This window comes from Bdellovibrio sp. NC01 (assembly GCF_006874625.1).
In the GTDB taxonomy this organism is placed as follows: Bacteria; Bdellovibrionota; Bdellovibrionia; order Bdellovibrionales; family Bdellovibrionaceae; genus Bdellovibrio.
In genome coordinates, this window is record NZ_CP030034.1 from 3,572,339 (window position 1) to 3,588,408 (window position 16,070).

Sequence of the window (16,070 nt, forward strand, 5' to 3'; positions counted from 1 at the left end):
TGCCAGCGCAATTCTTTATCTTGCACTGACGGCATCACCGTGATGAAGCCACCAATATCCTGCAAGGTATGGGTCAAAATTGCTTTTTCGATCCCCAAGACAAAGTGATGGTTTTCAAAAAGACCTTCTGGCATCAGATAAATTTCGTCGGCCGCTTTCGAATAATTTTCTTCGCGAATGACAGCACGTTTTAAGAACTCATCAATCGGTGCCATTTCTGGATTTAAACGCGGACGATCTAAAAAAATGCGCCCATCAAGATCCGATTTTCTGCGCACCCACAATGTACGTACGTTTTCAGGAATTATCGAAACGTCGAAGCCAGCGCCTACTACCAGGTAAATATCTTGATAGGGCTTTTGCAGAGTCTCTAGAAAAAGCTGACGTTCTAAATCTCGAAAGTAAGCTTCTCCATGTTCAAGGAAAAGCTCCATGATGCTTTTGTCGATTTTTTGTTCGATCTCGTAATCTAAATCAACAAAGGCAGTTGATTGCTGTGGCAATGATACTTGTAAACGCTTTACAAGTTCCGTTTTACCTGTGCCACGGTGACCAATCAAAACTGTGATCATGGACGAATTCCAATCATATCCCAAAACTCGGGGAAACTTTTATTAATGACTTGCGGCTCTTCGATCGTGATGCCGTGACCTTTAAGTTTCATCAACATCGCCGCCATCACCATACGGTGATCCTTATCAGGATTAAAGCGAACATTTTGTTTCAGACTTTGTCGAGGATTTCCATGAATGATCATGCCATCTGGCAGGATCTCGTACTTGATACCCAAAAGATCGAAAAGATCCGCAATCTTTTGAATACGATTCGATTCCTTTTTCACCAAGTGTGGAGCATTGTGCAGTTTCGAAATGCCTTCAGCCCACGAACACACCACGGCAAGCACCGGAAACAAATCTGGCGATTGAAATAAATCACAATCCACAGATTTCATGGATTCTGCTTTAGCTACCGTCAGAGTATTTCCTTCCAGCTGAACAGGAATATTCATGCGTTTAAAAATATCGACAAAAACTTTATCGGGCTGTTCGGTTTGCGGGGGGAAATTTGTAATTTCAGATTTTCCAGCCAAAGCCCCGGCCGCAGCCATGGTGAAAGTCGAGCTGACGTCAGCTTCAACTTCATAAAAAAGCTTTTCAATGCGTTGACCTGCAGGAATCAAATAACCTTTCGCAGTTTTTTGAAAACGCATGCCCATGTATTTCACCATCTGCATTGTCAGATCGAAATACGACTCGGAAACTTTATCGCCGACCAATTCAAATTCCATATCGTGATCAAGTAACCACGCATTTAGAATCAACGCCGAAGCATACTGACTTGATTCAGATGTATCGACACGAATAGGAACGCGTGGAGTTTTCCACCCTTCGCTGATCACATACATTTCATTTCTTTTGATGGTACTTTGTACGCCCACCTGTAGAAGCAAATCTTGCAATCCTTTTTGTGGACGTTCTAACAAACGTGGCTCTGCTTCCAAAATGTGAACGCCACGATGACGTGAAGCACGTAATGCCATAAAGCGGAATGTAGTTCCACCTTCACCACAATAAATGCGGCTGCGATCACGAATTTTTGTTAAGCCTTCGCGCATGTACTTAACGTCATCACAACCCGCGAAGCCCTTTAGATCCAAAGCAGGAAAATAACTTTGCACAATCAGTGCACGGTTAAAAACAGATTTGGATGAAGGGATATCCCCGCGGAAGTGAAAATTAGCCATTCAGTTCTTCTTCTCTTTGGCGAATGATTTCGACAAGGACGTCATCGACATGAACTTCTTGAATTGAAACTTGTCCTGGCTTTTTCAAAAACACAAAACGCAAAGTTTCGGATTTCGTTTTCTTCTTATCATTTAACAACAGACGACGGAATTCTTTTAAAGCATTCGCTTTAACGTCAAGTAATTGATCGGCAGATGCCGATAACAAGTACGCAGCAACCGGCTGACGTTGGAATTTATCAAACTCCCCGACGGCCATGATTTTCTTTTCAACCGACCAGCGTAACGCGAACTCTAAGCCGTAATTGATGGCGATACCGTGCGGAAGTTCGTAATAACTTTCAAGCACGTGCCCTAAGGTGTGACCCAAGTTCAAGGCATGACGAACGCCAGACTTTTCTTCCGGATCTTTATTGACGATTTTGTATTTCGCGTTGATCGCGGCCGAAAGATATTTCCACAATGTGTCGGCATTGACTTCGAATTCTTTTGAAAGCTCAGCCCACAACGGGCCGCCGTGAAGTAATGCAATTTTTAACAACTCACCGAACGCTTCAAAAGTGCGCGCCGGGGGTTGTGCGAACAACAATGGTTTTACCAAGACGATTTCAGATGCCGGATAGAAAGTACCGATTTGGTTTTTCGCACCACCGACATTCAGTGCCGTCTTACCACCGTGCGCGGAGTCGATTGCCGCAAGCCATGTACTTGGCAAGTGCACCAAACGCACACCACGCTTCAAGATACTTGCAACGAATCCGCCGAAGTCCCCGACACTGCCACCGCCGACGACAACCACAGTCAGTTTTTTCACGGAAGTATTTTCACACAACGCCATAATCTTTGCGATGTGTTCAGGAAACATGTCGACACTTTTTAAACCTTCGCCCGCATCAACGGCGTAGCGAAGTTTAATTTGTTTGCTCCAGGTACGAAACGCTGGTGATTTTTGCGCAAGAACTTTGTCGTGAATAAGCAAGAGCTCTTCACCCAAATCGCGAGGCTTCGGAAAATTCTGCGCAAAGCGCACCATACTTTGTTTCATTATTTATTATCTTCGTTGAAATGAGCTTTCGCTTTTTCATAAGACGCAGACAATGAATTCCAAGCGTTGCTTACGCCTGTTTTCATTTCAGCCCAAGCAGCGCCAGAGCTTTTGCTAAGCTTCGCCATATCTTTTTTCATTTCTGCTTGTTTCTTTTCAAGGATAGCGATTTGTTCGTTCATCGCTTTTTTAGCTTCGCCAGTTTCTTTAGCAGCTTCTGCTTTCATTTCAGCGATTTCAGTTTTCAAAGAGTCATACTTTGCTTGCATGTCTTTTTCAAACTGCTCTTTTTGTTCTTTTGTGTAACTGGCAGCTGCGGATGCTGCCTCAGATGTTTTTTGCTGAACTTCTTCTTTCGTTGTCGCGAACGAAACTGGTGAGAATGACAATGCGATCAATGCAATTAAAATAGCCTTCATAGCTGGTCTCCTTCTAAGGAAACCAGTTTATCTTACGGGCTTATTTCACATCAAGAATATTGAGCTGCGAAGAATCAACTGTGACGCTTACAGGCTTTTTATTGCTCAGGCTGTTTTGCAGAGTTTTCTTCTTAGCATCATAGCCAGCCACTGTGCGACGCAAACGGTAATTACCAGCAGTGCGCGCGAAGGCGATGCTCGCTCCCTCTTTGTCCTCGCTAATATTTTTAACGGTATCTTCAACGCCATCAGACGCGATCACTCGAATCGACATACCGGCGTGCACTGGAACACTCAGAAATGCGGAGGTCACTAAAAGCAAAGCTGACAAAACGGCCTTCATAACAACTCCTTCTTTAATCAGAGTATAGTTCTTATCGGCCGCTGTCGACTGCTGCTAGAGCAAATTGCCTAACTTAAATGTCTTTTGTTGAGAATTAAAGAGACCAATCCACTTCTGAAATGCCTTGGGATCTTAAGTAAGCATTCGCTCGTGAAAATGGTTTGGTACCGAAGAATCCGCGATGCGCAGACAGTGGTGACGGATGCACCGACTCGATAACAAAATGTTTCTTGCGATCAACGAACGCTGCTTTCTTTTGCGCGTACGAGCCCCACAAAATAAACACCACATGTTCTTTTTCTTCATTCACGATGTGAATCACTTTGTCAGTGAACTCTTCCCAGCCTTTACCTTGGTGCGAAGCTGCTTTGCCGTCCTCAACAGTCAGAACTGCATTCAACAACAACACGCCATGCTCGGCCCACTTTTTTAATGAACCTGATTTTGGAATCTCGATGCCAAGATCCGAATGCAGTTCTTTAAATATATTTTTCAGCGACGGAGGGAAACGCACGCCATCTTGCACAGAAAAACAAAGTCCATGCGCTTGACCAGGGCCATGATAAGGATCTTGCCCTACGATAACAACTTTCACCCTATCAAGCGGAGTTAAATTCAACGCTGCGAAATAATCGTCATGACTTGGATAAATAACTTTACCTGCTGCATTTTCTTTTTTGAGAAATGCATTCAACTTCACCATTGAATCTTTGTCGAATTCCGGTTGCAGTTTTTGTTTCCAAGAAGAATGTAATTTTACTTCGCTTTTGATTTGTTCCATCTCATCCTGATACATGACATTGGTCTAGGACCGGGATTCTAAATCAAGCGTATTGGTTTTCAATTTATTTTTCATGCCGACCTCAACTTGACCAGACAAATTTAAGCCTCATTGTTAGACTAATACTAAGAGGAAAAGGAGGACGCCTATGACGAACCTTCCAAACCCCACAATAGAACTTATCGAGCAAAACCCGGATGTTAAGTCCTTCATCTACCAGCAAATCGCGGAATTTGATGGTTTCGTAACACCGGAAACAGTCGTGGCCGTCGTGGCCAGAGATCCAAGAAAACTCGCGCTCCAGTATGAAACGGAAGGCCGAGATTTCAATAAAGCTGATCTCAAAAAGCTATACCGCATCGCGATTGTTCTGACCGAAGCCGACGCGAAGGTAGAGGCCGAAGGAGTCAGTGAGGATATCTATGACGCCATTCGCATGGCCAAAGATAACCTTCTAAAAAAATTGGTTGAGATTCAAGATTCTGTCATTAGCCAACAAGACCGAATCATCGAGATCAACCACGTCATGCAGAACTCGACATTGCATTAATCAGAAACTGGACATGGAGTGCTTCACGAGGGAAGCTTTTCCAATAAGGAGCTTTCCATGTCCAATCCTAATATGCCCTACCGCAACATGGGTCGTTGCGGCCTTAAGCTTTCACAATACTCTTTAGGCGGATGGACCACGTACGGTGGATCTGTCAGTGACTTCACAACAGTCAAAAGCATTTTGCGTCTGGCGTATGAAGCCGGAATTAATTTTTTTGATATCGCCGATGTTTACGCCAAAGGTGAGTCGGAAAAAATTATGGGTGCAGCACTTAAGGATTTTCCTCGTCACGAGCTGGTCATCTCTTCCAAAGTTTTTTGGCCGATGAGTGAAGATGTCAATGATCGCGGTCTTTCTCGCAAGCACATCATCGAATCGGTCAACAAAAGTCTGCAACGCATCGGCACCGATTATTTGGATATTTATTTCTGCCATCGCTACGATCCGGAAACTCCTGTCGAAGAAACCGTGCGCATCATGGATGATTTGATTCATCACGGAAAAATTTTGTATTGGGGCACCAGCGAATGGACTGCTGAAGAAATTCAAGAAGCCATCGATATTTGCAACAAAGGTGGTTACTACAAACCCCAAGTCGAACAACCGCAGTATTCACTGATTGCACGTGAAAAGGTGGAACGCTACGTTCAGCCGAAAGCTTCGCAACATGGAATGGGCTTGGTCACATGGTCTCCGTTAGCTTCCGGTATGCTGACCGGCAAATACGACAATGGCGTTAGCGAAGGTCGCTTGGCAAAAATGGAATGGCTGAAGGAAACTCTTTACACCGAAAAAAATATCGAACGTGTTCGTTCCATGAAGAAAATTGCTGACGAGCTTGATTGTTCGCGCACTCAACTCGCATTAGCGTGGCTTGCAGCTCAGCCGGGAATGACAAGTGTCATTCTTGGTGCAACTAATATTGAGCAATTACAAGAAAATCTAGGTGCATTGAAAGTGCAAATGAATCCGGAAGTTGATAAAGAGCTTAAAAGACTGTTTGCCTACTAAGCGTTTATTTAAAGCAACCCTGCATGTATTTGCTCAGTGTTATGACCTTCAGATCCTCTTGAAGCATTGTTTGGTAAACAATAGGGCTTCAGGAGGAAAAACATGAAAACACTCTCTACAGCGGTGATCACACTGCTTTCTGTAAGTACGCTTGCGAATGCCGCAGATAAACTTCCAGAAGGTACTGCAACATCATTTACACGCAAAGCGAACGACGCCGTTTATCAAGAACTTAATTTTAACGATAAAGAGTCCTTCGATGATGCGACAAAAGGGTTGATTGCAACGCTTCCAGATGGCGTTATCAAAGCGACTCCCTATAATTACGACACCAAGGCTTTTGAATTCACTCATGGAAAAAAAGCACCCGACACTACCAATCCAAGCTTGTGGCGCCAATCACAACTGACATCCCTGAACGGATTATTTAAAGTCGCCGACAAAATTTATCAAATTCGCGGCTTTGACCTTGCGAACATGACTTTGATTGAAGGAAAAAACGGTTGGATCATTATTGATCCACTGACCTCAGTCGAAACCGCAGCCGCTGGTTTAAAACTTGCAAATGAAAAACTCGGCGCACGCAAAGTTTCAGCTGTCATCTACACCCACAGTCACGTCGATCATTTCGGCGGCGTTATGGGTGTACTGACTCCACAAGAAGTTAAAGATAAAAAGATTCCGATCATTGCACCTGAAGGCTTCATGGAAGAGGCTGTCAGTGAAAACCTTTACGCAGGCAACGCGATGAACCGCAGGGCCACTTATATGTATGGCGTGGGCTTGGATAATAATCCTAAAGGAAACCTAGGAACGGGTTTAGGTTCGGGACTTTCTGTCGGCACTCGTTCAATCGCAGAGCCGAATAAGCTCATTACAAAAACTGGCGAAAAAATGACGATTGATGGTGTCGATATTGTTTTCCAAATGGCGCCAGGAACCGAAGCGCCATCTGAAATGATTTTCTACTTCCCGCAAATGAAAGCTTTGTGCTTGTCTGAAGATGCCACGTCAACAATGCATAACTTATACACATTACGTGGTGCCAAAGTACGTAGTCCTTTGGTTTGGTCAAACGCACTAACAACAACTTTGCAAATGTTCGGCAAAGATGCAGAAGTTTCCTTCGCTTCCCATCACTGGCCACGTTGGACAAATGCTAAGATCACTCAGCACATCAAAGATCAACGTGACATGTATAAGTTTATCAACGATCAAACTTTGCGCTTAGCGAACATGGGTTATGACGCTGAAGAAATTGCAGAAAAAATTAAACTTCCCGATTCGTTGGGCAAAAAGTTTTACAACCGCGGTTACTACGGCTCGTTAAATCATGACGTGAAAGCGACGTATCAGCTGTACTTAGGTTTCTACAATGGCAATCCAGCGACTTTGCATGAACATCCTCGGGTTGAGGTCGCACAACGATATGTTAAGGCAATGGGCGGATCTGCAAAGGTTCTAAAAATTGGTCGTGAAGCCTTTAATTCCGGTGACTATCGTTGGGCTGCAGAAGTCGTAAATCACTTAGTGTATGCTGAACCAAAAAATAAAGATGCACGCATGTTGCAAGCCGCTGCTCTGGAACAAATGGGCTTCCAGGCTGAATCAGGTCCATGGCGTGACGTGTATTTGATGGGCGCAAAAGAACTTCGTGAAAACAAAGCGACTTATGCACCACCCCTTGTCGATCCAACAAGCTTACCGCTTGCGATGTTGATGGACTATACGGCGTTGCGTATGAATCCAGATAAATCAAAAAATAAGAAAATGAATTTTGGCGTGATGAACACGGATACAAAAGAGCGTATGAATGTTGTTGTTGAAAATTCCGTTCTGGTCGCAGTCCCTGCGGGCGAAAAAGAAAAATTTGACACGATGATTGAAGGCAACTCTGCGCAATTGGGGAAACTTTTTGGTGGCACTGCAAAGGCAGGCGAAATGCAAAATTCAGATTCGTTAAAAATTTCTGGCGACCGTGGAGCCATTTCAGATTTGGTCGCGACACTTGATAATTTCGATGGCGCCTTCAATCTGGTGACGCCTGTAGAGCCACGACAAGTCACTCCCCTTGGGAAACCAATGGCTGATTTAAATAAGAGCCCCAAAGAAGCTAGCAACGATGAGTCGATAACGAAGTAAATCTGTCTACACTTCCACGTCAGCAACAAATAAAAAAGCCGCTGGGAACAGCGGCTTTTTCTTTATTTATTGATATCTAATGCGAGAGGAAGAAATTTCGTTTTACTGGTATCAGCCGTTGATTTCTTCGCTTCAAGTTTCACCAGTGTTCCGATGATATCTTGAAGTTTTTCAAACGGGCCGTAGTTCGGTGGAAGATTTTCTTTTAACTCCATCGTCAATACAGGTGTACTTCTTTCCACCCACATATAACGACCTAAACTTCCTGGATAACTTCCCAAACTCTTCCACGGCAAATAATCAAATTTCGGTGGCGCCATCATTTTCGGTCCGTCAAAGTCTAAAACTTTAAGCGGCGTATGAACTGAAACGATGAAGTCAGGCTTGAAATCCTCGATGTGGTGAAGAGCACATTTTGTTTCTGGCTCACTACCACCTTCTTTACCTGGGAATCTGCGAATGTTTGCGCCTGTCGTACGCTTCCAATTTGGAATCGCAGCTGTATCCCAATCTCTTGTTGGAAAATTACGATTCACGTCGATCTTGTTCGCGTTCGTGCGAGTTTTATATTTCACACCATCAGGATTCAACACCGGAACCACACGCCAAGAATTTCTTGGCGCAATAGCTTCAAGTCTTTCCATCCAATAACGACCCACAGCTCCCGCTGGAGTTTCGTCACCATGGATAAGACTGAACACCAAAACTCTTTTCGCACCTGGCTCTGGAGCTAATTTTTCGTAGTGATATATAGGCCGACCCTCAACGCTGACACATTGAGCATCCACGATAGCCTTTTCACATGCTTGCCTTAAAAGCTTCTCATCTAAAACGCCTGGAAATTTTCTGAGATCGTTCACGCAAGTTTCTTGTAGATTGGAAAACTCAGCATGCGCCGTCGTGGCAGCACACACTAAAGCAAAACTTGTTATAAGTTGGCGAATTGTCATCATCACATGTCTATTATCACCGCACCTGACAAATCTCTCAAGATGAGAAATCGCCTTTTTTTGAATCAAGCTGAGAATACTTACAAAACGACTAAAGTCTTGCTGATTTTCGTCCGTTAGACATTGGGTGTGGATTTTCAGACTCAGTGTAGGAGGGACGTATGATCAATAGAGGTGGTTTTAGTTTTGTGGCGATGTTGGTGATCAATCCCATCGTGATACTTTTTTATCAGAACTGCTCAATGGCACCTGTTAGCCAAGCTAAGAATATCACCCCAGCTATTCGTCAAGTCGCTTCTGAATCAAAACCAGTGGTAGCTACGATTAAGCCCGCGTGCGAAGAAAATAAGAAAGACTGCTCTAAAGCCGAGTAGTCGTTATTCGTTTTGCGAATATCTGAATTCTTTATATGCCTTTTACTAATCATAGATCCCCTTGTAGAACTAATGCCTGAAGCATAGTTCGTTACAAGGAGGCTTCTATGAAAAGTAAGGTTCTTTCTCTCATCACTCTTCTTACAATTTTCTCTCCATCAGCATTTGCTTTTCTGACTCCGCAAGAGGAATCTGCGTTTGTAACTGCTTTGAATAAATTGAGCGCTGACGATGGCGTAACATTCACTGGCGTGCACTGCTCAGGCCGTAGCCGCTTGTGCATCGTGAAGTTAACAATGGATTCAAACTCTAACGCATGTGTAGTTGATCGTGTGATGGATTCATCGGACTTGATCACAACTTCTGCAGATAAAACTGTGCACGTTGCGCCTTACGCTCAATCAGCGATCGCATCTTGCCTTCAAAAGTTTCAATAGTCAGACTGACCAAGTTTAAATAGAAAAAGAAGAGATAAAAAAGGGGCTCCATTTCGGAAGCCCCTTTTGTTTTTGTCGCGTGTGACGCCAGACCCCAGCTTGTAAGTATGCGAATCGCCTGAACTCCTTGAAAGTCGCGCGCAGCTTCAAAAAAATCTTTCTGGACCGTGCATTTTCCTGTTTGACTTACATATTATTTACACTGTAAGTTCATATGTAAGTTATGACAAAGAAATTGCCCCTCCCCCCACTGACACCTAAAGAAAAATCGGTCCTCGAGTATATCGAGGCGCAACTCTTAAGTTCAGGAGTTTCTCCGTCATATCAGGAAATTAAGGACCACTTCGGGTTGGCTTCTTTCAATTCGGTTCAGAATTATCTGAAGCAATTGACGAACAAAGGATACATCTCGAATCCGCAAAACCAGAAGCGGGCCATTCAGATTCTTCACTCTGCTTCGGCAGTGCAGGAGCATCTACAAGCAAAAGTCTCGACGACGACGGGATCTCACCGCACTAAGCTCCTCCAGGCTCGTGATGAGATCCTGTCCCTTCCCCTTCTCGGTAAGGTGGCAGCGGGACAGCCGATTGAAAATATCAAACACGACGAATACGTCGACGTTCCTCCTTCTATGGTCAGAAATCCTTCAAAGTCGTTTGCCTTAAAGGTTCAAGGTGATTCGATGATTGAAGATGGAATCTTTGATGAAGACATTATTTTGATTCAGGAACAAAAAGCCGCAACGAACGGAGACATTATCGTTGCGACTGTCGACAACGAAGCAACAGTAAAACGTTTCTACTTGCGCGCGCGCCCGGACTCTGGCGATTCCACAAAGCAAGTAGAGCTTCGTCCCGCAAACTCGACAATGAAATCAATGTGGTTCTCCCCTGACGAGGTAGAAATCCGCGGTATCGTCGTCGGTCTTATTCGTAAATTCTAATTATAAATTACAATAGGTCGGCATATCTGTGTGCAGACCTTTATGTCCTTTGAAAACTCTGAAGCGCAGAGTTTGGTTTTTGATTTTGCTATCGTTCAAAATCTTATCGAAGGTGATGTCGTAGTAACTTCTTTTCGGAGTCGTTTTTACGTACGCATATCCCAGATCATCCATCTGAATTTTTCCAGTGTCTGAATCCATGGCGTAGTGGCCGCTATAATATTGATCGAACATCGTGTTGCCGTCGAAATCAAATTCGCGATAACGGAATTGATAACTGCCGTCGTCTTTTTTCAAATACAACTCGATCTGCCCCGTTAGCACGGCGGCTGGATCATCCCACAACATCAAACCTGCACCACTTAGATTTGCGAAAACCAAAGTGCCGTCATTACATGTGCCTTCAGTGTGATAAAAGAAATTGTCGGGAATGGATTTAGCGATGACTTCTTGATTCTGATTATTTTCGCCTAAATTTGAAATAAGCGACTGCATGTCTCCACACGCAGATAGACAAAAGCTCAGTGCCAAAACGCTCCAAAATAACAGTGGTTTGATCATGCTTTGATGCTAATCAGTCCTGTTCTCAGGGTCACATGAATAAAATTCGGATCTGGTCTAAAGAATGTGCTATACATACAAATGTTATGGAAGCATCGACACGCGCAATTTCTTATTCAGACAAATCTAAATTCTACCGCGAACTTCAATCCGAGGTGATCGGTATGTGCGAACCAGAATGGTTTGCGAATCTTGCCAACGTGTCTGCACTTTTGAAGCAGCACTTACCGCAAATTAATTGGGTTGGATTCTATTTAAATCACAAAGAAGAACTTGTCCTAAGTTCGTTCCAGGGACTTCCTGCCTGCACCAGAATTCGTTTCGGCAAAGGAGTCTGTGGAACAGCCGCTGCCACTCGCGAAATTCAAATTGTTCCAGATGTCGATCAATTCCCTGGTCACATCGTGTGCGACAGCGCCTCACGCTCGGAAATCGTTCTGCCAATTATTCGCGACAACAAAGTGATCGGCGTCCTAGACATCGACTCACCCATCTTGAACCGTTTCGACCAAGCAGATGCCGACGGCCTAAAAAAAATCGTCGACATCCTTCTAGAAAAAACAATCTGGCCACCAAACTTCACATAAAAAGTGTCTGTCATTTTTTTGGGTCTACATTGCGTTACCAAAAAAACGACAGACACCTTTTTTCTAACGCACCATGGGCCCAAAAAAGTGCCAGGCACTTTTGCGGAGAAAGTGGCAGGCACCCCTAGAAACGGACCATCATTGCTAGGTTGATGCGGTCTTCGTGTTTGCGAAGATCCGGTTCCCAGCTTGTTGGGTGCGCTGTTGTATTCAAGTTATCTGGTGAGGTTACGCCGCCTGCTCCTGCGAAATAGTTTACGTTGGCTTCGCGGTGGATAAATTCTGTGCGGAACGTGATGAACTCTTCAGGCATATAGTCGAACGTAACGGATGCATCCCATGCGCGGAAATCATCACCTGGGTTTTGTGAGAAGTAGGGATTGCCATTGCTATCCAATGCTGGATTTGTGGCACTGGCTCCGCCACTGGCGCCTGTTTGTGATGTTTGAATTGGTGGAATCAAAACCAAGTAACGACCTGGGTTGTTGATCATACCCGCACCTAACGTCAACGCAAACGTGTCGTGATCGAACCAGAAACGGTTGTATGCCATCAAGCCTAAGAAATACTGACTTGGAGTATTTGCATCACCACCGGAACACTTCACTCCACCGCCGCTTTCGCAACCGATGTCAGCTGTGATAGAAAACGCAGCTTTGCTTAAAAACTTCGAAGGCGTGTCTAAGTATTTATACTGCACAGAAGAGTCACTGTGATAACGAGTTCTGCCTGGCGTACCCAAAGTATCAGAACCGACATAACCATTCGTCACCCACGAAAAATCGCCTGTGGGACGACCGGCGAATTGATAACCTACACCTGGTGCTTCGTTAAACATGCCGTATGATTGCCAACCGTTGATCAACCAAAATTCCATTTTCAGACGATCTGTTGGAAACACCTGCAAACGCAAACCATTAAAGAACCACGGTGTGTTCGCTGAAGTGTATGACGCTTGATAAGCCCAGTTTTCAAAATTGTAGTAACTGAATAAACCAATATACGACATGAAAATACCAGCATCCAAATTGATGCCGTTCATTTTATCCCAGTGATAACCACCATACGCTTCACTGACATAACGATAAGCGGTGTTCATATCCCACTGCCCACGCGCCGTTGAAGCATCATTTCGCGGAGTCATGCTTGAATACATTCCAAACTGAGTCATCAAACGACCACGCACGTTCTTATAGTGGAAATCTCCACCGACACCTAATTGTGTAACTTGAAACTCACTAGTACGACCCGAAGAAGTCGAACCAACCAGGGTGTGATCTTGAGGACGATTGAAATCGTAAACGTAATTCGTGTCGGCCATGAATGAACCGGTGAAATATTTTGTGTCGAGCAAAGAAGAATGCTGACGGTTATTCCCGTTCATCCAAGTGAAGTCGGCAAAACTAAACGGCTCTGCATCTTCAGCCTTTGCAGAGTAAGGCGCGATAAGGCACGCGCACGCAAGCGCAAGCCATGATCTTTTGCTGATCATATAACTGTCTCCTGTTTCGGGCGGCGAACCACCACGTTCTTTGAGACTGTTATAAATTTTTGAGCATTAAGACTTCGTAAAGATTGAACCGCGGAAAGTAAAAAGATCGTCTATAAATCAGTGTCAGTTTGGAATGGCACCGACGTTGCTGTCACGAAGCCCAGGGAGGGTGCAATGAGGATCCTGATCTATTTCATGACGTTACTGAGCCTGATCAGTTGTGCCGAAGTGTTCTTGATGAAAGAGCATCGTGATAGTCTGAACAAATATTATGTGACTTCACACATGCAGCCTTAAATAACAAAGGGGACGAAGCCCTTCAGCCCATCCCCTTTAAACCCCTCGAGATATATTCAAATCAAACTGTGATCTAGCCGCGTGCGTAGCGTTTGTTCACTGATTCGCGGATTTCCGCGCCTTCAATGCTCAAACGTGTCCAAGGAATCGCGCGCAATCTTTCTGGTTCGATTTCTTCTTCAGTTTCTTCACAGTAACCGAAAGAACCATTTTCGATGCGAGCTAGAGCGCTTTCGATTTCCATAAGCTGACCACGAAGTCTTTCGTGCATGCTTAGGAATTCTTGTTCAGCCAAGACGCGAATTGTTTGATCGCCCTCGTCGCCGCCCTTTTCCTCATTCTGGTCTAGATTCAAACGAGCTTCCTTCACTCTATTGAGGATTTCTTGCTTCGTTTGCAAAAGTCTTTGTCTGCATTCGCCGACAAGCTTTTCAGAGATAGCCATAATTGCCCCCTCGTTCCTTCCGAGCTTAAGTGCCAATTTGGAACTGACCTATTAAGTTCTATGCATGTAAATATTGCAAGTAAATATTCTTACATTAACTTAAAAGTAACTAAACTAGTGAAAATCCTGACAAATTCATGACCGTGGACAATGCTGCGGTTAGGCTAATGACTCTAAAATCGATGCAAATGTCGGGATCTTACACGTTTCTTAAATTCTAACTCGCCGCTCTTGGGCCTTCCGCAACTAAACATGCGTAGCGTTAAATTCTAGACCTTGGCGATTGAAAAGGAAACTGTTACGCCACTTGGATGCTTATCTTTCTCTTTTTGAGCCAAATTTTATGGGCTTCTGAAAGCTCGCAAAGCCTTGCTGGGCGCTGGGTTCAGCCCTGCCAGCTCCAAACCCAACGGGAAGAGGTTTTCGCCGCCACGACGGCCGTATTGACGGAAAACTACTATTATAAGAAGGACTGCTCGCAGCCATTGATGTCGATTCGCAATTCGGGCGATGTCGTGATTACGGAAGAGCATATGGATTTCACGTTCCAAGAAGTGGGTATCACGCTGAAGGATCAAATGATGATCGACGACTTCAACGGACGCGAAGTGTGCGGATTCAAAGATTGGACATTATATAAAGAGAAGATCGTAACCGGCATGTGGTGTGCGATCATCACAGGCGCTAAAGCCATGAAGATGGCAGACGTCGGTTCACAAAGATTTGGTATTTATAAAAAGACAGGCGACCTACTTTACTTCGGTCGCCTCGAGCCTGGTCACGATGCTCTCTCCCCCGAAAGACGCCCCGTAACCCTTGATCCCCGTTTCTACGTCAGATCCCCAGCGGAATAACTATTTAAGACAGGCAGACACGCGAGCGAAAAGATCTTCGGTCGCGTTGTTTAAACGGTCTGACATGCGCTTGCCCTGAACCCCGCGCGCACGAAAGGCCTTTGCTGATTGATCCATAGATTTAGAAACGGATTTTGAGTCTTTAGAATCGCTAAGAACTTCAGAATATTCTTCCATCGTTGAAGCGAATGTTTCGTGATTGCTGACAAGGCTGCGCATGATTTGCGCTTGAGCTTCCTGCATAGCAGACAGTTCTTTTTTAAGTTCAGCGCAGTTTGTAGAGGCGTGCGCCGTTGTTGCCGTAGCCAGAAGTAATGTGCAAAGAAGTGCTTTCATAGTTCTCAACCTTTCAGATTCGGTTAGAACTAAAGCAAGGGCTTTGCCACCTCAGATCGAATTAATCGACACTAGAGGTGACGTTTTGTGCTAGGCCTTAAGAAATTTTTCAAACTCGTTCTTTGTTTCGCCAGATGTGTAAGGCAAAAGAAGACGAGCTACGTGGTGCTTACCGCGTTCGATTGTACGTTTACCCGGTTGCTTTTCCGCTGATTCGAAGAACTGCAAGAACGTTGTCGCCATCGCTAGCAAAGATTCTGCGATGTATTGCATTTCGCTGACTTGGTCGATCTTAGCCATTTTGCCGTCCTTTACCCATTGGCGGTAAAGGATGACCATCAACTTCATCATTTTTTGGATGTGGGCTCTCCACATTTTCGCAAGCTGTTGATCTTTACGACGAAGAGCATACATCTCGCGGTGGAAGAAACGGTACTTCCAATAAAGTTCGAAGTTGTCGTTGATGAAGTCTAAAGGTGACGCCTTTTTAGTGCGGCGTGGATGCCAAACAGCGTAGGTGTCTTTCGCCATTCTCTTGAAAAGCTCAACCAGAATTTCTTCTTTGTTGTCATAGTGAAAATACAGATTTCCAGGGCTGATCTCCATCGCTTTTGCGATGTGATTTGTCGTGATTGCTACGACGCCGCTGCGATTAAAGAGCTCGATTGAAGTAAGGAGAATGCGTTCTTTAGTCTTCATGTCTTATAGTCTTTAGTCTAAGTTTCACCTTGAGTCACGAATTAACCGTAACTGAAA

The 16,070-nt window shown here is 44.5% G+C and carries 20 protein-coding genes and 1 pseudogene; 9 read left to right on the forward strand and 12 right to left on the reverse strand.

The window, feature by feature from the left end:
* Positions 1-332 precede the first annotated feature (332 nt).
* The 6 genes and pseudogenes from DOE51_RS19475 to ung form a co-directional block, all read right to left on the reverse strand.
* A pseudogene (locus tag DOE51_RS19475) lies at positions 333-572 on the reverse strand (shikimate kinase); the annotation flags it as partial.
* Entirely contained in the window at positions 569-1,744 is a 1,176-nt protein-coding gene (locus DOE51_RS17005) for a 3-phosphoshikimate 1-carboxyvinyltransferase (protein ID WP_142697721.1), read from the reverse strand. The gene DOE51_RS17005 and the pseudogene DOE51_RS19475, both read right to left, overlap by 4 nt.
* Positions 1,737-2,789, reverse strand: a complete 1,053-nt coding sequence (locus DOE51_RS17010) for a 3-dehydroquinate synthase (protein WP_142697722.1) — start codon at positions 2,787-2,789, stop codon at positions 1,737-1,739. Before DOE51_RS17010 ends, DOE51_RS17005 begins: the two co-directional genes overlap by 8 nt.
* A complete protein-coding gene (locus DOE51_RS17015; RefSeq protein ID WP_142697723.1) occupies positions 2,789-3,208 on the reverse strand; it encodes a hypothetical protein in 420 nt (139 codons plus the stop codon). The genes DOE51_RS17010 and DOE51_RS17015 overlap by 1 nt, the downstream gene beginning before the upstream one ends.
* Positions 3,209-3,248: 40 nt before the next feature.
* A complete protein-coding gene (locus tag DOE51_RS17020; protein WP_142697724.1) occupies positions 3,249-3,551 on the reverse strand; it encodes a hypothetical protein in 303 nt (100 codons plus the stop codon).
* A 94-nt stretch (positions 3,552-3,645) separates the two neighbouring features.
* Positions 3,646-4,332 (reverse strand): uracil-DNA glycosylase, encoded by a 687-nt coding sequence (gene ung, locus DOE51_RS17025; protein WP_142697725.1) that lies wholly within the window; start codon positions 4,330-4,332, stop codon positions 3,646-3,648.
* Positions 4,333-4,480: 148 nt separating this feature from the next.
* Between ung and DOE51_RS17030 the strand changes: the two genes are divergently transcribed.
* From DOE51_RS17030 to DOE51_RS17040, 3 genes are all read left to right on the forward strand, one after another.
* Complete coding sequence (locus DOE51_RS17030) at positions 4,481-4,882, forward strand: hypothetical protein (protein WP_142697726.1); 402 nt, start codon at positions 4,481-4,483, stop codon at positions 4,880-4,882.
* A gap of 57 nt (positions 4,883-4,939) precedes the next feature.
* On the forward strand, positions 4,940-5,896 hold the full coding sequence (locus DOE51_RS17035) for an aldo/keto reductase (protein WP_142697727.1): 957 nt from the start codon (positions 4,940-4,942) through the stop codon (positions 5,894-5,896).
* Positions 5,897-5,998: 102 nt separating this feature from the next.
* Positions 5,999-8,038 carry an alkyl/aryl-sulfatase gene (locus tag DOE51_RS17040; protein WP_142697728.1) on the forward strand — a complete coding sequence of 680 codons (2,040 nt, stop codon included), beginning with the start codon at positions 5,999-6,001 and terminating at the stop codon, positions 8,036-8,038.
* Between the two features lie 62 nt (positions 8,039-8,100).
* Here DOE51_RS17040 and DOE51_RS17045 read toward each other — a convergent pair whose 3' ends face one another.
* Positions 8,101-8,991 (reverse strand): DUF2817 domain-containing protein, encoded by an 891-nt coding sequence (locus DOE51_RS17045; RefSeq protein WP_246845543.1) that lies wholly within the window; start codon positions 8,989-8,991, stop codon positions 8,101-8,103.
* Between the two features lie 158 nt (positions 8,992-9,149).
* On the opposite strand from DOE51_RS17045, the gene DOE51_RS17050 reads away from it, so the two are divergent.
* The 3 genes from DOE51_RS17050 (at position 9,150) to lexA (ending at position 10,742) form a co-directional block, all read left to right on the forward strand.
* Positions 9,150-9,362: a hypothetical protein gene (locus DOE51_RS17050; RefSeq protein ID WP_142697729.1), complete on the forward strand. Its 213-nt coding sequence runs from the start codon at positions 9,150-9,152 to the stop codon at positions 9,360-9,362.
* A 107-nt stretch (positions 9,363-9,469) separates the two neighbouring features.
* Positions 9,470-9,799, forward strand: coding sequence for a hypothetical protein (locus DOE51_RS17055; protein ID WP_142697730.1), 330 nt, complete (start codon positions 9,470-9,472; stop codon positions 9,797-9,799).
* A gap of 223 nt (positions 9,800-10,022) precedes the next feature.
* Positions 10,023-10,742 (forward strand): transcriptional repressor LexA, encoded by a 720-nt coding sequence (lexA, locus tag DOE51_RS17060; protein WP_142697731.1) that lies wholly within the window; start codon positions 10,023-10,025, stop codon positions 10,740-10,742.
* On the opposite strand, the gene DOE51_RS17065 is transcribed toward lexA, so the two are convergent.
* Complete coding sequence (locus DOE51_RS17065) at positions 10,743-11,237, reverse strand: hypothetical protein (protein WP_142697732.1); 495 nt, start codon at positions 11,235-11,237, stop codon at positions 10,743-10,745. It abuts the gene before it with no gap.
* A 152-nt stretch (positions 11,238-11,389) separates the two neighbouring features.
* Between DOE51_RS17065 and DOE51_RS17070 the strand changes: the two genes are divergently transcribed.
* Positions 11,390-11,890, forward strand: a complete 501-nt coding sequence (locus tag DOE51_RS17070; protein ID WP_142697733.1) for a GAF domain-containing protein — start codon at positions 11,390-11,392, stop codon at positions 11,888-11,890.
* Positions 11,891-12,014: 124 nt separating this feature from the next.
* On the opposite strand, the gene DOE51_RS17075 is transcribed toward DOE51_RS17070, so the two are convergent.
* Positions 12,015-13,382, reverse strand: a complete 1,368-nt coding sequence (locus DOE51_RS17075) for an outer membrane beta-barrel protein (protein ID WP_142697734.1) — start codon at positions 13,380-13,382, stop codon at positions 12,015-12,017.
* A 174-nt stretch (positions 13,383-13,556) separates the two neighbouring features.
* On the opposite strand from DOE51_RS17075, the gene DOE51_RS19380 reads away from it, so the two are divergent.
* Positions 13,557-13,679: a hypothetical protein gene (locus DOE51_RS19380; RefSeq protein ID WP_256373171.1), complete on the forward strand. Its 123-nt coding sequence runs from the start codon at positions 13,557-13,559 to the stop codon at positions 13,677-13,679.
* Between the two features lie 73 nt (positions 13,680-13,752).
* On the opposite strand, the gene DOE51_RS17080 is transcribed toward DOE51_RS19380, so the two are convergent.
* Positions 13,753-14,124 (reverse strand): TraR/DksA family transcriptional regulator, encoded by a 372-nt coding sequence (locus tag DOE51_RS17080; protein WP_142697735.1) that lies wholly within the window; start codon positions 14,122-14,124, stop codon positions 13,753-13,755.
* Between the two features lie 329 nt (positions 14,125-14,453).
* Here DOE51_RS17080 and DOE51_RS17085 point away from each other — a divergent pair, with 329 nt between their 5' ends.
* Entirely contained in the window at positions 14,454-14,978 is a 525-nt protein-coding gene (locus tag DOE51_RS17085; protein ID WP_142697736.1) for a hypothetical protein, read from the forward strand.
* On the opposite strand, the gene DOE51_RS17090 is transcribed toward DOE51_RS17085, so the two are convergent.
* Together DOE51_RS17090 and DOE51_RS17095 are read right to left on the reverse strand one after the other, a co-directional pair.
* On the reverse strand, positions 14,979-15,314 hold the full coding sequence (locus DOE51_RS17090) for a hypothetical protein (RefSeq protein ID WP_142697737.1): 336 nt from the start codon (positions 15,312-15,314) through the stop codon (positions 14,979-14,981).
* A gap of 90 nt (positions 15,315-15,404) precedes the next feature.
* Positions 15,405-16,013 (reverse strand): TetR/AcrR family transcriptional regulator, encoded by a 609-nt coding sequence (locus DOE51_RS17095; RefSeq protein WP_142697738.1) that lies wholly within the window; start codon positions 16,011-16,013, stop codon positions 15,405-15,407.
* Positions 16,014-16,070 lie beyond the last annotated feature (57 nt).

Excerpts from the sequence above, each read along its gene's own strand:
- ung (WP_142697725.1), bottom strand. The coding sequence starts at position 4,332 with ATGGAACAAATCAAAAGCGAAGTAAAATTACATTCTTCTTGGAAACAA.
- DOE51_RS17020 (WP_142697724.1), bottom strand. The coding sequence starts at position 3,551 with ATGAAGGCCGTTTTGTCAGCTTTGCTTTTAGTGACCTCCGCATTTCTG.
- DOE51_RS17035 (WP_142697727.1), top strand. The coding sequence starts at position 4,940 with ATGTCCAATCCTAATATGCCCTACCGCAACATGGGTCGTTGCGGCCTT.
- lexA (WP_142697731.1), top strand. The coding sequence starts at position 10,023 with ATGACAAAGAAATTGCCCCTCCCCCCACTGACACCTAAAGAAAAATCG.
- DOE51_RS17065 (WP_142697732.1), bottom strand. The coding sequence starts at position 11,237 with ATGCAGTCGCTTATTTCAAATTTAGGCGAAAATAATCAGAATCAAGAA.
- DOE51_RS17055 (WP_142697730.1), top strand. The coding sequence starts at position 9,470 with ATGAAAAGTAAGGTTCTTTCTCTCATCACTCTTCTTACAATTTTCTCT.
- DOE51_RS17095 (WP_142697738.1), bottom strand. The coding sequence starts at position 16,013 with ATGAAGACTAAAGAACGCATTCTCCTTACTTCAATCGAGCTCTTTAAT.
- DOE51_RS17015 (WP_142697723.1), bottom strand. The coding sequence starts at position 3,208 with ATGAAGGCTATTTTAATTGCATTGATCGCATTGTCATTCTCACCAGTT.
- DOE51_RS17045 (WP_246845543.1), bottom strand. The coding sequence starts at position 8,991 with ATGATGACAATTCGCCAACTTATAACAAGTTTTGCTTTAGTGTGTGCT.
- DOE51_RS17040 (WP_142697728.1), top strand. The coding sequence starts at position 5,999 with ATGAAAACACTCTCTACAGCGGTGATCACACTGCTTTCTGTAAGTACG.
- DOE51_RS17080 (WP_142697735.1), bottom strand. The coding sequence starts at position 14,124 with ATGGCTATCTCTGAAAAGCTTGTCGGCGAATGCAGACAAAGACTTTTG.
- DOE51_RS17050 (WP_142697729.1), top strand. The coding sequence starts at position 9,150 with ATGATCAATAGAGGTGGTTTTAGTTTTGTGGCGATGTTGGTGATCAAT.
- DOE51_RS17090 (WP_142697737.1), bottom strand. The coding sequence starts at position 15,314 with ATGAAAGCACTTCTTTGCACATTACTTCTGGCTACGGCAACAACGGCG.
- DOE51_RS17005 (WP_142697721.1), bottom strand. The coding sequence starts at position 1,744 with ATGGCTAATTTTCACTTCCGCGGGGATATCCCTTCATCCAAATCTGTT.
- DOE51_RS19380 (WP_256373171.1), top strand. The coding sequence starts at position 13,557 with ATGAGGATCCTGATCTATTTCATGACGTTACTGAGCCTGATCAGTTGT.
- DOE51_RS17030 (WP_142697726.1), top strand. The coding sequence starts at position 4,481 with ATGACGAACCTTCCAAACCCCACAATAGAACTTATCGAGCAAAACCCG.
- DOE51_RS17070 (WP_142697733.1), top strand. The coding sequence starts at position 11,390 with ATGGAAGCATCGACACGCGCAATTTCTTATTCAGACAAATCTAAATTC.
- DOE51_RS17075 (WP_142697734.1), bottom strand. The coding sequence starts at position 13,382 with ATGATCAGCAAAAGATCATGGCTTGCGCTTGCGTGCGCGTGCCTTATC.
- DOE51_RS17010 (WP_142697722.1), bottom strand. The coding sequence starts at position 2,789 with ATGAAACAAAGTATGGTGCGCTTTGCGCAGAATTTTCCGAAGCCTCGC.